General features: G+C 55.4%; 9 protein-coding genes. 7 read left to right on the top strand and 2 right to left on the bottom strand.

Going from position 1 to position 13729, the window contains the following annotated elements:
• The first annotated feature begins 177 nt into the window (after positions 1 to 177).
• The 7 genes from HUN04_01400 (at position 178) to HUN04_01370 (ending at position 10089) form a co-directional block, all read left to right on the top strand.
• The gene (locus HUN04_01400; protein ID WDP88467.1) at positions 178 to 1650 is read left to right on the top strand and encodes a sodium-dependent transporter; all 1473 of its coding nucleotides are present in this window, start codon (positions 178 to 180) and stop codon (positions 1648 to 1650) included.
• Positions 1651 to 2038: 388 nt separating this feature from the next.
• Entirely contained in the window at positions 2039 to 3685 is a 1647-nt protein-coding gene (locus HUN04_01395) for a hypothetical protein (protein ID WDP88466.1), read from the top strand.
• A complete protein-coding gene (locus HUN04_01390) occupies positions 3682 to 5556 on the top strand; it encodes a HAMP domain-containing protein (GenBank protein ID WDP88465.1) in 1875 nt (624 codons plus the stop codon). Before HUN04_01395 ends, HUN04_01390 begins: the two co-directional genes overlap by 4 nt.
• A complete protein-coding gene (locus HUN04_01385; GenBank protein WDP88464.1) occupies positions 5519 to 6175 on the top strand; it encodes a response regulator transcription factor in 657 nt (218 codons plus the stop codon). Before HUN04_01390 ends, HUN04_01385 begins: the two co-directional genes overlap by 38 nt.
• A 169-nt stretch (positions 6176 to 6344) precedes the next feature.
• Entirely contained in the window at positions 6345 to 7334 is a 990-nt protein-coding gene (locus tag HUN04_01380) for a TAXI family TRAP transporter solute-binding subunit (protein WDP88463.1), read from the top strand.
• Position 7335: 1 nt separating this feature from the next.
• Complete coding sequence (locus HUN04_01375; GenBank protein WDP88462.1) at positions 7336 to 7809, top strand: DUF1850 domain-containing protein; 474 nt, start codon at positions 7336 to 7338, stop codon at positions 7807 to 7809.
• 87 nt (positions 7810 to 7896) lie between these two features.
• A complete protein-coding gene (locus tag HUN04_01370) occupies positions 7897 to 10089 on the top strand; it encodes a TRAP transporter permease (GenBank protein WDP93123.1) in 2193 nt (730 codons plus the stop codon).
• Positions 10090 to 10252: 163 nt separating this feature from the next.
• Here HUN04_01370 and HUN04_01365 read toward each other — a convergent pair whose 3' ends face one another.
• Both HUN04_01365 and HUN04_01360 read right to left on the bottom strand, forming a co-directional pair.
• A complete protein-coding gene (locus HUN04_01365; protein ID WDP88461.1) occupies positions 10253 to 12553 on the bottom strand; it encodes a PAS domain S-box protein in 2301 nt (766 codons plus the stop codon).
• A gap of 29 nt (positions 12554 to 12582) precedes the next feature.
• Positions 12583 to 13527 carry a sugar ABC transporter substrate-binding protein gene (locus tag HUN04_01360; protein ID WDP88460.1) on the bottom strand — a complete coding sequence of 315 codons (945 nt, stop codon included), beginning with the start codon at positions 13525 to 13527 and terminating at the stop codon, positions 12583 to 12585.
• Positions 13528 to 13729: the final 202 nt, after the last annotated feature.

The raw sequence follows: 13729 nt of genomic DNA, 5'->3' as shown, positions 1-13729 counted from the left end.
GCCAATGGATACTGCCCATGATCAGCGGCAGATTTCATATAATTGAATGGGCAAATAAAAGAGATGTTGACAAAAGATGTTTTATTTGTATACCAATAAAACATTAATGAAACACTTATTTATTCTCAGGAGGACGCACAACCGGCAATAACCAGCAAATATAGAAAGGAGAGTTCCATGCAGCAGAACCAGTGGGGAACCCGGTGGGGGTTCCTGTTAGCGACCATAGGAATGGCTGTGGGCACCGGGAATATCTGGCGGTTCCCGAGGGTATGCGCCACCAACGGCGGGGGATCATTCATCATCGCCTGGGGCATAGCACTCCTGGTCTGGTCCCTTCCTCTGCTCATGACAGAAATGGTCATCGGCAGGAAGACCCGGATGGGCACCATCGGCTCCTTTCGCGAATTCGTGGGAAAGAAATACACCTGGATGGGGGCCTGGCTCACCTTTGTCATCATCGGCATCATGGCCTATTATTCCGTTGTCATGGGCTGGACCATCAAATATTTTATCCTGTCGGTGACCACTGACCTCTCCGGGGACACCCAGGCGGTATGGGACAGATTCACCGGTGACGGCCTTCAGGTTTCCGCCTTTCATATGGCCTCCATGGCCATCGGCGCCCTCATTGTGCTCCGGGGGATCCAGGCCGGTGTTGAAAAGACCTCCAAGATTCTCATTCCCTCCCTTTTCGTCATTCTCCTTGTCACGGCCCTCCGGACCTGCACCCTGCCAGGTGCGGCGCCGGGGCTCCATTACCTGTTCAACCCCGACCTGTCGGACCTGCTTAACGCCAGGATCTGGCTGGAGGCTTTTTCGCAGTCGGCCTGGTCCACCGGTGCCGGCTGGGGATTTCTGCTCACCTATGCCGTGTACACCCGCCAGAAGGAGGATATCGGCCTGAACTGCTTTATTACTGGGTTCGGCAACAATGCCGCCTCAATCCTGGCCGGCCTGGCAGTCATCCCGGCCATTTTCGCCTTCTCCGCCACCCCGGAGGCAGCCGAGGCCATCATGAAAAGCGGCAACAACGGGATCGCCTTTATTTTTTTGCCCAAGATTCTGTCAACCATGCCCGGGGGCGCATTTTTCTCCCCCCTGTTCTTCCTGGCCATGGTCATGGCGGCCTGTTCCACCATCATTGCCATGTTTGAGTGTGTGGTGACCAACCTCACAGACGCCGGACTGACCCGGAAGCGGGCGGCCGTCCTGACTGCGGTCTGTGTGGGCGCTCTGGGCATCCCTTCGGCCCTGAATATCCGTTTTTTTGAAAACCAGGATTTTGTATGGGGCGTGAGTCTGCTGATCTCCGGCTTTTTCATGACCTTTGCTGTGATCCGCATCGGCGTGGACAAGGTCCGGATCACCATGATCAACACCGAATGGAGTGATATGTATATCGGAAAATGGTGGAATTTCTGCATTTATTCCGTTCCCCTGCTGGTCATCATCCTTTTTGGATGGTGGTTCTGGCAGTCTGTCACCTGGTATCCAAAAACATGGTGGAATCCCCTTGAAACCTTCAGTCCGGCCACTATCCTGATCCAGGGCACCGTCCTTCTGGTCATCATGCTGGCCCTCAACCGGAAGCTGGGCCGCCTGTTTTCACCCTCTAAGGATAAGAACAGCATGCTTGAAAGGAGTTGATTATGACACCTGTATCCATGGCGTTTATGATTTTTGTGATTTCATTTTTCTGGGGTGGGTTCGCCCTGCTGGCTTTGAAAATGAGCCGGTCTGAAAACAATATTGATCATTAAAGGGGGGTATCCATTACCAAGGGCCCGGCCCAGCCCCTGACCCCGGGCCATGGCTGCCCCCGCCGCCGAGGGCGAAGATACTGAAATCAGATAGGGAAGGCCTCCTTCATCTGTTTTTTCTTCAGGGCCCCAAGGCCCTTGGATTGCCGGGCCTGCCGGCGCCATGTATATACGGATTTAATCCGGGCGGTGACAGCGGTCTTTAAATATGGTACCCCTATGTTTCCCGGCAGGGGCTGCCGGGGTATGGATTGCAACCCCTTTAGGATGGTGCCATGGCTGTCAGAGTTATTGTGTGGATTTTCTGCCTGTGCTGGGCGGTGGGTTTAGGGGCGGTGCGGCCGGCGGCCGCCGGAAACCCTGCTGTTAATCGTTCCGGGTACAGGGACAATATCCTGCGCATGGGGGTGAACATTTCAGGGTTTGATACCCGGGATCCCCATTTTGCCGCTTCCTTTGCCGACCGGATGCTGGTTGACATGGTTTTTAACGGGTTGATTCGGTTCAAGCCGGGGCTGGCCCCGGAGTTGGAACCTGACCTGGCCCTGGGAATCCCCGAGCCGGTGACCCTGAATGGAAAGCAGACCTGGACCTTCAGGCTGAGGGAAAAGGTGTTTTTCCACGGCGGTAAGGGCACGCCCCCCTGGGAGATGACCGCAGCGGATGTGGTCCGCTCCTTTGAAAAGACCACTGACCCTGCGCGCTCCGCCTATGCCGGCGGATATGACGGCATATCCGTTGAAGCACTGGACCGGCGGACGGTGCGCTTTACCGTGGATCCTCCCCAGTCACCCCTGCTTTTTCTGCCCAAGGTGGCCAATTATGCCGGCGGCTTTGTGGCGGCGGAGGTGGGCCTGCCCGACAGCCGGGGGCGGCGGCCCCTTGCCGGTACCGGTCCCTTTTCCATAGAGGGACTTACAGGGGAGGGCACCTTTTTTTTACGCCCCAATGGCCGGTATTTCCGTGGGGCGCCCCTGCTGGCCGGGGTTGAAATCCATTTTCTGCCACAATCCAGCCGCCGCATTGATGCCTTTGACAAGGGGCGCCTGGACCTGATCTGCGGAGAGACTTCATCGGCCTGGGCCGCAAGCGTTACCGGCAGAAAATTTACCCTCATTGATTATTTCGGTGTGCCTGAAACCGCCAGTATTCATTTCAACCTGCTGTTCCCTCCCTTTGCCGATGTCCGGGTGAGAAAGGCAGTGGCCTACGCCCTGGACCGGGATGCCTTTTTAAATCCCTTCGGACCGGGGATGGCCTCCAATGTCTTTTCCCCGGCACCGCCGCATATGCCCGGCGGACTGGGAAAAAAGGAGGTAGAGGATCTGAACCTTACCTACCCCATGGACATAGCCAAGGCAAAAGCCCTTCTGGCCCAGGCCGGATACAAGGACGGGTTCGCCTTTGATGTTGCCGTATCGGAACTGGCCCAGATCCGGACCAATTACCAGACCCTGAAAAAGCAGCTGGCCCGGGTCAATATCCGCATGGGCATCTGCCTTACCAGCCATGCCGATTACCATAAGAAAATCAGGGCCAATGCCAATCCCCTGGTGGTTTACGAGGCCTTCCGCCCCAATACCGATGAATTGCTCAGCCGCTTTTTCCATTCCCAGTCCCGGGTCATGACCGGACAGAAGATGGCTACCAATTTTTCCAATTATACGGGCATCGACCATCTCATTGAACAGGCACGTTCCGAACGGGTCACCTCAAAACAGATCAAGCTGTGGGAATACGCCCAGATTAAACTGCTGGAAGATATGGTGGTATACCCCCTCCATTTCAGGAAGCATACCTATCTTAGGCGGGACTGGCTGGATTACGGCCATCCCCTGAAAAATGCCATTGCTCTCTACCCGCAGATCACCGAAACCACCCGGCTGATTTATCCGGAAACAGAGGAAGGAGCCGGCCTGTGAAAATTTTTCATAAGATTCTGGGCATGACCCTGCCGGCGGTTCTGGTGGCACTGGTCATGGGCTCCTGGCTGACCTATTACCTCTCCAGGCAGTCCCTGGACCTCATTGCCGAACGCTGGCTGGACACCCGGCTGGCCGAGGCAGTGAACCGGGTGGCTGAGCACGAAGAATTCCTGCGGCTTTACAATATTACCAATATCGCCGCCGGCACTAAAAAGGCCCAGCTGGATGCCACCCGGGGCCTGGCCCAGATCCGCATCGGCACCAGGGGGTATGTCTATGTTCTGGATATGACCGGCCGGATTGTCTTTCATCCGGATGCCGCTGCCATGGGGCAGGATGTAAGCGGCACGGACTGGTTTCTTCAGATGCTCAGGCAGAGCAGGGGGGCGGTTTCCTACCGGTGGCAGGGGGAGAGGCACCTGGGGATGTTTGCCGCCTTCAACGCCTGGGGATGGATTATTGTTGCCACGGACCCTTTAAGTGAGATTTACGGCCCGGTAAACCATGCCAAAAAATATATCACAGCCCTGGCCGTTCTGGGGTCCATGGGTATATCCCTGCTCATTATTTTTCTCACCCGCCGCCTGGTCCACCCGCTGGGATTGCTGGTGGACGGCGCCCGCAAGGTGGGACAGGGGGACTTGGATGTCCGGCTCCCTGTCACCAGCAGCGATGAGATCGGACAGGTGTCCCGTGCCTTTAATACCATGTCCGGGGATTTAAAGCAGAGTCTCGGGGCGCTCAGGCAGAGTGAGCAATACTTCAGGGCCCTGACGGAGAATTCCTCGGATCTGATCGCCCTGCTGTCCCCGGACCAGGGGCGGATCAATTATTTGAGCCCTTCCATTACGCGTCTGCTGGGGTTCAGGAGCGCCGCCCTCAAGGGCAGGCCGTTTTCGGACCTCATGCTTCCCCGGGAGCGGGCGGAGTTCTCAAAATTCTTAAGCTATCTGGCCGCCAGCCCCAGGGATATCCTGTTTAGGGAATTCGCATTTAAGAACAGCGATGGGCAGGAACGGATTCTGGAAATTTCCGGCCGGAACCTGAGCCGGGTGCCGGGCATTGAAGGCATTGTGGTCAATTCCAGGGATATGACCACCCGAAAGAAGATCGAAGATGAACTCAAGGCGTCGGAGTTCCGGCTCCACCAGCTCAGTTCCCGGCTGATTTCGGCCCAGGAGGATGAGCGAAAACGCCTTTCCGTGGAACTCCACGACGAGGTGGGCCAGTCCCTGGCTGTGCTCAAGCTTAAGGTGATTCTTCTCGAAGAAGGGCTTAAGGAGGCTCAGGCCGGCGGCTGTGGAAATCGTTGTGAAGGCTGCCGCAGGGAATGCGAGGCCATGGTGGAATATATCGACCAGCTCATTGAAAATGTGCGGCGGCTGTCCAAAGACCTGACCCCCTCCACCATAGAGGACCTTGGGCTTTCTGCCGCCCTGATGTGGCTCATGGACACCATCAAGCAGCATTACACCATCCATGGGGATATCAACCTGGACAACCTGGACCAGGACCTTTCCCTGGACAGCCAGATTCTGGTCTACCGGATTTTCCAGGAGGCCATTGCCAATGCCGTGCGTCATGCCCAGGCCGATGAATTGGATTTAAATGCCTTTTACCGGGGAAACCGCTTTGAATTTTCCATCCGGGACAACGGCCGGGGGTTCGACCCCGAGGACAGCGGCACGGGCGGGCTTTCCCCCAAGGGCCTGGGGCTTGCCACCATGCAGGAGCGGGCCAGGATGCTGGGCGGAAATTTTTCAATTAAAACCGCCCCCGGCAAGGGAACCCTATTGCAATTCAGTATGCCAATTGATAAAAACAGGTCCCATGAATACGAGCACCATCATACTGGCGGACGACCATAAACTGCTCCGCCACGGGATCCGGCAGATCCTTGAAAAACAGGAGAACCTGCTGGTGATCGGCGAGGCCGGGGACGGCCTGGAACTTCTTCGCCTGCTCACCCAGAAAACCCCGGATATGATTCTGCTGGATATCGCCATGCCGAATCTTCGGGGCATTGAGGCGGCCATTGAGATCAAGATGCTCTATCCGGGCATCAAGATTCTCATCCTCTCCATGCATAAAAGCCTTCAATATGTCCATCATGCCCTGTCCGCCGGGGCCGACGGGTACCTGCTCAAGGAAGATGCCCCCAGGGAACTGGTCAAGGCCATTGATACCGTTAAAAACGGGGATACCTATATCTCTCCCCTGATCCAGAAAGAGCTGACCAACGATCTGGCCCAGTCCTATCGTTCCGGAGGGAAATCCGCCTCTTTTGAGCCCCTCACCGTGAGGGAGCGGGAGGTGCTCAAGCTCATTGCCGAGGAAAAATCCAACCAGGACATCGCCGACCTGCTCAATATCAGCGTGGCCACGGTAAAGCACCACCGGGCCGCCATCAAAAAGAAACTGGATATCCGGAAAACCGCAGGCCTGGTTAAATACGCCATCCGCAAGGGATACACCACCTTCGACTAATCCTGTTCGTTCTCTCTTATGGTCACTTGTGACCATATCTTTTCATCCTTTGTGACCAGGCGGATTTGGATCCTAGGGCGGATTTACAAAATTGCCGGGCTTTTCTAAATAAATTAGCATCCGATATGGAAACCGGTTCCATATCGGCATTCGTTCGTACACCCGATCTATGGAGGAAGTTTCAATGAAAAGAGTTGCACAACTTATCGCTGTCCTGGCCGTTACAGGTCTCATCCTTGCCGGTCCGGCTTCGGCTGCCGGCAGAATTTTTTTCGGCATCGCCACCGGCGGCACCGGCGGCACCTATTATCCCTTAGGCGGAATGCTGGCCCAGATGATCTCCAACAAGGTGGTTATTGACGGCAAAAAGCTGTCCGCCACAGCAGAAACCGGCAACGCCTCCGTTGCCAACGCCACCCTCCTGAGCCGGAAGGGCATCGAGTCCGCCTTTGTTGCCGCCGATATTCTGGACGCGGCCTATAAGGGCACCAAACAGTTCAAGGGGAAAAATCTGAAAAACCTGCGCGCCCTGGGCGCCCTCTATCCTGAAACCGTGCAGCTGGTGGTCCGGGCCAAAACCGGTGTTGCCGCCTTTGGCGACCTTAAGGGCAAATCCATCTCCTCAGGTTCCCCGGGATCCGGCCAGTGGCAGCTGCTGGGCGATCTTCTGGCCTCCTACGGCATGGACAGAAAAACCGATATCAAAGAAGATTACTCCTCCTTTTCCCAGTCTGTTGAAAAAATCAAAGACGGCAACCTGGACGCCTCTCTGATCACCGCCGGCACCCCCACGGCATCCGTGCTTGAGCTGGCCAACCACCACGACATCAAGATCCTCCCCCTGACCGGCCCGGCCATTGCCAAGCTCCAGGAAGTCCAGCCTTACTATGCCAATGCCGTGCTTCCGGCCAATACCTACAAAGGCCAGAATGACGATGTGAAAACCATCGCGGTCCGCGCCATCTGGGCCACCCATGACGGACTTGACGAGAACACCGCCTACCATGTGGTCAAGGCGCTCTACGAAAATACCGACACCCTGGCCAAGGTCCATGTCAAAGGCAAGGAAATCAGCCTGGCCAAGGCCCTTGAATCCGTATCCATTCCCCTGCATCCCGGTGCAGAACGTTACTACCGCGAAAAAGGCCTGATCAAATAAGATGGGGCGCTTTCTGGCAGGCGTGCCGGCCATTGTGCTGGCCGCCTGCATTTTTACGTCGGCCCTGGCTTCAGGGCAGGGGGATCGCTACCTGGCTGTGGTCCAGTTTCCCCAAGGCCGCGAATTGACCCGAACGGAACTGGGAGAGGAAACGGGGTTTTCCCTCTCCTTTATCCACTCGGTGTCCCGGACCCCGGTGACGGATATCTACAGGATTCAGGGGACCCGGATCATCCAGACCCAGGAGCGGTTCCGTGCCCACGGGGCCGGACTGCCCTCCCATCCCAGCGAGCCAGGGGGACTGTCCTGGGCAAAGGAAGGGGAGGAGTTTGTACTGAATATGGAACGGCCCATCCCAAAACTGGTGGTCAGAACCGACAAAAATTATAAAAACCGCCTGATCCTCGGCAGTACAACCATTAATCTCAACCAATGGGAAGACCAGGCCCTGCTGCTGCGCATTGTCGGCAACTAGGCCGTTTCCCGGAGCAAAGGAACACGCATGGAAACTGAAGTAAAAGATACGGGGCAGCGCCCGGATCCTTCTATCCACTCAAATCCAATGGATAATGACCAGATAGAATCCATAGTAAAAAAATACGATGCCGAATCCAACTTCAGGAATATCGGCGGCATCACGGCAAAAATCACCGGGGTGCTCTGCATTGTTTTAAGTCTTTTCCATGTGTATACGGCGGGGTTCGGCCTGCTCAACGAGGTAATGCACCGCACCGTCCACCTGACCCTGGTGCTGGGGCTGGTCTTTTTGATTTTTCCCCGGAAACCCGTGGAAAAACCGGTGCGGGCCTGGGGGTTCGGCCTTGGCTTTGCCGCCTTTTATCTTTTTCTGGCCTGGCAGCTGACCCACAGGTTTTCCAGCGAGATTCCGTTCTGGGCCCAGGCCGGCATCATGGTCCTGACCCTGTTCGTCTCCCTGACGGCCCTGCCCATCAAACAATGGGGCGGGGAGGGGGATAAACTCTCCATTGCCGACTGGCCCCTGGCCATTGCCGGTGCCGGGTTTTCCCTTTACCTCATCGTCTTTTTCCAGAAAATTTTTATCGTCAACATCGGCTTCCCCGATATCTATGATTATATCATGGGGCTTGTGGCCATCATGATGACCACCGAGGCCTGCCGCAGGTGCATGGGCAACACCCTGCCCGTGATCGGCGCAGGCGCCTTGCTCTATGCGGTGCTCGGGCCTTACCTGCCCGGGGTACTGGCCCACAGGGGCTATGATATTGTCCGCATCGTGGAGCACCTGTACCTGGGGACCGAAGGCATCTACGGGGTGGCCGTCGGGGTTGTGGCCACCTATGTCTTCCATTTCGTACTCTTCGGGGTCATGGCCCAGATGTCCGGGCTGGGCCAGCTTTTCATCGACCTGGCCATGATCCTGGCCGGCAAATATTCCGGCGGTCCGGCCAAGGTCTCTGTGGTTTCCTCTGGATTTTTCGGGATGATTTCAGGCTCCCCCATTGCCAACACCGCCACCACCGGTTCATTTACCATCCCCATGATGAAGAAAAACGGGTTCACCCCCCGGTTTGCTTCGGCCGTTGAGGCCTCCTCCTCCTGCGGAGGACAGGTGACGCCGCCGATTATGGGCGCCTCGGCCTTTGTCATGACCGAGATGCTGGGCATCCCCTACAACGAGATTATTCTCATTGCCATTATCCCGGCCCTTTTCCATTATCTTGCCATTTTTTCCATGGTCCACCTGGAAGCCCGGCGCCTTGGCCTTAAGGGCATGGCCAGAGAACAGATCCCCCAGCTGATGCAGGTGATGAAACGCTCCTGGCACCTGATGATTCCCCTCACCGTAATGGTGACCCTGCTGCTGCTCCAGTTCACCCCGTATCTGGCGGCCTTCTGGGGGATTATTCTCACCGTGGTCTGTTCCTATATCCCGCCCATCACCAAAAAGCTGGGCATCGGTGAACTGGATGATTCCCAGACCCTGACCCCCAGGCGCATTGCCAAGGGGCTGGATGAAGGGGCCCGGTACGCCCTGGCCATCGGCGCGGCCTGCGCCTGTGTGGGCTTTATACTTGGCATCCTCACCCTCACGGGCATGGGATTCAAGTTTTCCGGGGCAGTGCTCCAGTTGGCCTCCTCGGCCGGCGACATCGTTTCAGGCCTTATTCCCATGGGCATGATTTCCGCCCAGGGCGCCACCTTGTTTTTCGGCCTGATCATGGTGGCTGTGGCCTGTATCGTCATGGGGGCGGGCATTCCCACCACCCCCTGCTATATCATCCTGGCCTCCATCGCTGGCCCGGCCCTCAACGAACTGGGGGTCCCCCTGGTGGCCACCCATTTTTTTGTATTCTATTACGGGGTGCTGGCGGATGTGACCCCGCCCGTGGCCCTGGCTGCCTACGCCGGCGCCGGCATCGGCGGCGCCGATCCCATGCGGACCGGTACCACGGCGTTCCGCCTGTCCATGGGCAAGGCCCTGGTGCCCTTTATGTTTGTCTACGCGCCCAGCATGCTCTTTATTGATTTCACCTGGACCGAATTCACCCTGGCCATGGTCAGCGGCATCTTGGGCGTCATTGCCCTGTCCGCCGCATATATCGGTTATTTCAGGTCCGGTATTTCCCTGGTCGGCAAAACCATGCTGACCATCGGCGGACTCTTGCTGGTCTCCAGCAAATTATCCGTGATCCTGGTGGGGGCCGCCCTGGTATTGGTGGTGCTGCTGCCCAAGGTGCTCAAGCCGACCGGAGAACAGGCGGCGGCCGTTTAATGCGGATATGGCGTCCCATGGCAATTGCCCAGCACCGACGCAGGGACTTTTTTCCATTGGGAACCGGTGCGGTGTATTGAAATAGACTCTTAGTGGCAGGGGGCTTTCTGACTTGGCCGTTGGTTACCGGCAGAGGGCCCCGCACTGCCGGTTCCGGCCATGATCAGGAATGAGAATCTTCTTCTTGCTGCCCCTTTTTTTCCAACGGGAGGCAGACTGTAAACAGCGTGCCTTTTCCAGGTGTCGAATCAACGGTCATTGTCCCGCCGTGATTTTCCGTTACGATGAAGTATGAAACACTCAGCCCGAGCCCGGTACCGATTCCGGCCGGCTTGGTTGTGAAAAACGGTTCAAATATCCTTTTGCACAATTCTTTTTCCATACCCGGCCCATTGTCCGCGATCTCCAAGCAGGCCATCTCCTTCTCCTCGTCAAACCGGGTTGAAATTTTAAACTCGGGTTCAACGGTTCCTGCCTCCTGCATGGCCTGGGCGCCATTTTTCAAAAGATTGAGTACAACCTGCTGAATTTTCCCGCTTTCACAGGGCACGGGGGGCAGGTTGGGGTCATAGTTTTTTTGAATTTTAATCAATTTAAAATCCCAGCTTTTTTTCAGGTCAAAATCGGTTTTGGCCAGTGACAATGTGTTATCCAGGAGGTCTGCAAGGGAACAGGACGACACCTGGGCATCGGCTTTTCTGGCAAAGCTGAGCATGTTGTTTACGATCTGGGCCACGCGGTTTCCGGAGTCACGGATGGTGGACAGCATCTCGGGGACCTTTCGGGCTCGCATAAACTTCTGGATCGCCTCCATGGAGGTGCCGGCCTGGCGTGCTTCATCCAGGTTTACTTTCATATCCGTGCTGGCAAGTCGGCTGGAAAGCACACTGGCGGTCTGGATCATCCCTGCCAGCGGATTGTTGATTTCATGGGCCATGCCGGCGGCCAGTCCGCCGATGGATAGCATTTTTTCGGACTGGATCATCATCTCTTCCATGCGGACGGCTTCTGTCACGTCATCAATGCGGATCACGGCTCCTTCGATGCCGTTGGTGGCCAGGGGATAAATGGTGATATCCTCATAACAGATCCCCTCATCCGCGGCATAGGCTTTCTTCTTATCCGTACTGGAAATCTGTTCCTGAATGCTTTTTTTGATGATCTCCATCTCCCGGGCCATCCTTGGCATCACCTGGGCAAGGGGTTTATTTTTTGCCTCCCTGGCAAATATGCCGGTTTTCTGCTCCGCCGTGTGGTTCCACTGGGTGATTTTTCCCTCACTGTCCACCCCGATTAAAATCGACGGCATTGAATTGATCACATTGTCCAGGTACCGCTTTAACCGGTCCGCTTTTTTCTGGGCGGTAACCTGCTTGCTGACGGTCATCATCAAAAAGAAGGTCATCAAAAAAAAGAGGAGCAACACCAGATTCAACACCATCATCATCTGACGGGCGTTGCCATCAAGGCTTTCCGTGGAATAGAGGATGCATGCCGCACCCACAGGTTCTGGCCCGCTTTGAACGGGGCGCACACCCACCGCGTAGCCCGTGTCCGCCACCCGTATCTGGTCAAAAGAAGCAGGGCCGGCATGAATATCCATTCCCTGGCGCCCGGTCGTCCGGTGCTGACCGCCTGCCGTGCCGGGGACAGCGGCCATCATCTGCCGGACCTTTTCCTGAATGGATCCGGCTTGCTTATGAAGGGTGCCCATGGAGAATTTGCCCCCCCTTGTGAACAGGTTGATTTGGGTTCCTGTCAGCCCCTTTAACCGCCTGAAAAATTGATCGTCTAGGGGCTCACTCACCTTGATCCACCCGATTATGGCCTGCCGGTATTCCTTATTCTCATATATTTTTTTGAGTATGGGCAGGCAGACGAAAACCTGGGATTCATTGTGCTTCAGTTCCCAGTCCAGCCGTTTTTCATCGGGCAGATCGGCAGAGGAACCGCCGGGAACAGCCAGGGTATTAATTTGCCAGTCATTGAAGGAAATCCTGGCGCCGGCTTTTGTTCTGGCGGTAACAACGATTTTTTCTTTGTGGTGAATATATCCTGACAGGATTTCATCCTTTTTGCCCGGCTCAGAAACACTGAATAGGATCAGCCGGCCTTTCCCGTTGAACACCTCTATTGTTTTTCCGGACACCCCCAGGCTGTGGATGATTTCCACGGTATTTTTATAGGTGATGGCAGAAATGCGATGGGGTTTGTCTCCAAGTTTCATCAATTTATTGAGGGTGTAGTGAACCGGGCGGGATTCAAACTGCTGGCTGTACTCAAGCAGGCTTATCTCTTTTAATACCAGGGCATCCTCAGTGATTTGAAACGCCCTTTCAATAATCTCATGGGACGCCTGTCTGTTCTGTCTGTCTAAAACGGTTCTGGCAATAATATTGGACAGCAGTGCAATGAGGATCACCGATCCGAAAACAGGAAAAATGAATTTCTTTTTTAGCGTCATGGCCGTATTTTAACCGGTGTTGAGCCGTGTCAGAACATGGGGATCTGAACGCCGGCATTTTCTTTTGAAACGGTGATCACCTCCGCTTCGATAAAAGGGGGCAGCTTTTCTCCGGCCAGGTATTGGCAGGCTGCTTCGACCGCTGTAAATCCCACGCTGCTGACAGAATAATTGGATGTCATATCCACTTTTCCCTGGAGGATATACGGCTTGAGTTCCCTGGAAAACTCAAGGGTCACAATGGGCAGTTTATCCTTGTATCCCATCTGTTCCAGGGTATCGGCAACGGCTACGGCCGCCGCATGCCAGTGGCAGATGACAAGGTCGACAGGCTGTCCGGTCTCAAGGAAATCCTCCATGGCTGCGGCCGCCCCCTCCTTTGTCCACCCCTCAATGGCTTTGCGGTAAATAATTTTCCAGTTTGAGTGGCCGGCCACAATTTCATAGATGCCCTGGGATCTCATCTTCTGGGGCGCCGTATTTTCGGCCCCTTCGATGAGGACAATGTCTGCAGCACTATTGCCGATCATCTTTTCGGCCATCTCTCCCAGCAGGCGCCCCAGCTTTACCTCATGGGTTCCCACAAAGGTGATGACACCATCAAGCGCTCCGTCGGGGCTGTTGCCCAGAACATTGGTAAATGTAATCAGGGGAATGCCGGCCTCATTGGCCATATCAACTGCCGGCAGCACCTTTTCATTATCAACGGCGCAGAGCAGAATGGCATCCACCTTTTTTTGGATAAATTGTTCGATCTGGGTGAGCTGATGTTGAGCGTTCCATTCAGCCTGTTCAAACAGAAGGGAGAGGTTATATTTATCCGCCGCCTCCTCCATGCCCTTTTTCTGGTAGTCAAAAAAGAGGACAGAGCCGGGGAAGGATACGGCGATGACCGGTGGGCTGGCTACTGCTGAGGCAACAAAAAAAAATGCTGAAAGAATAACCGGAACAGCACCCAACCATTGTTTCTTCATCGCAGCACCACCCTTTCCCGGATTTCGACCTGGTTGAACGATTTCCCTTAAGATACAGGGTTGATCGTATGGTCAACGGGTTCTTGCATTATTCATGTATTATCAAGGTAGGGTAAGGATACTATAAGCTGGGTTGCCCTGTCAATTTTGCCCAAACGGGCTCGCGGTCATTGGTCGTGGTCAACGGATAAAGCCTGGTTTT

Source organism: Desulfobacter sp., assembly GCA_028768525.1.
Lineage (GTDB): Bacteria > Desulfobacterota > Desulfobacteria > Desulfobacterales > Desulfobacteraceae > Desulfobacter.
This window is presented reverse-complemented; position numbering and strand designations above follow the sequence as displayed.